Genomic DNA, 1,197 nt, shown 5'->3' on the forward strand with positions numbered 1-1,197 from the left:
TAATGTGGTGTCATCTTTAAAAGATTTAATGCATCTTCACGATTCTTAATAGAAATAGTCTTTTTAAAATCATGACTCTCTAATACATTAAATGGAAGACGGATATACTTATCAGACTTAGTCTTTACTTCATCATAAATCAAATGTTTAATTTCAATTAAATGATCTCTATTGGCAGTTACATGGATAATATAACCATCCTCTTTAATACATCTAGCAAGTTCTTCCTGATTCACTACAGTGAACATTGCGGTAATAACATCCATAGAATGATCAAGTACTGGAATATTCTTAGAATTACCTACAATCCAGTGAATAGACTTATCATACTGTGTAGCCATTCTTACAGCTAACTTAGAAATATCTAAACCACAATAAGTATTCTCATCACCAAGAATCTGTTTCATACGATATGTATAATAACCTTCACCACAACCTAGATCTAGGATATTTAAAGGACCTTCCTTCTTCTTGATTTCATTTACTACTTCAAAAAGAATAGGATCATAATAACCCTTATCAAGATAAGCTTTTCTCGCAATCAATGATTCTTTAGAATCACCTGGATTATTAGATGCCTTATCAGGATTTAAAAGTAGATTCATATACCCTTGACGGGCAATATCATAACAATGGTTATTAATGCATTTACATGTTTTACCTTCAATTTCTAAAGGTTCATGACATTTAGGACATGCAAGTATACTCATTTTTATTTACCTCGTTTCTATTACTTATTCGCAATGATATAATAGCATACTTTACTTGAAAGTTGTAAAATTAATATGAAAGAGAGGAATAACATGAACATAAAAAAAGCTTTTTCTAACAGTCTTCTTTCACTTCTCTATAAGAAGCCGCTTTCTAAAATCACCATAGGAGGGAACTATAAGTAACTGAATATATCGACCATTGTGTTTGATCGTGTTTAAATATACTCATACGAGGGAGTGTTAAAATGAACACATCAAATATCTAAAATTATAAACCAAAGGATTTTGCTGAACTTTTAGGCGTATCTGTTAAGATATTATACCGTTGAGATAGAGAAGAAACTTTAAAGGCAAACCGAACCCTAACTAATAAGTATTTACTAAATCAAGTTGCATTTTTAAGATAGTTTTGTAATGCAAAAGAATTATTTGAATAACCACAGACCACAGGTTAGTGAAAATTAAATTTTATTAACGCCGATTA

General features: G+C 30.2%; 1 protein-coding gene. It reads right to left on the reverse strand.

What is annotated here, in order from left to right; all coding sequences use genetic code 11:
* A partial coding sequence (locus tag B2S90_RS09590; RefSeq protein ID WP_286696965.1) for a methyltransferase domain-containing protein occupies positions 1-710 on the reverse strand: 710 nt, incomplete at its 3' end.
* Between the last annotated feature and the right edge of the window lie 487 nt (positions 711-1,197).

Origin of the sequence: Catenibacterium sp. UBA627 (genome assembly GCF_002299355.1) — a bacterium.
GTDB lineage: Bacteria > Bacillota_I > Bacilli_A > Erysipelotrichales > Coprobacillaceae > Catenibacterium > Catenibacterium mitsuoka.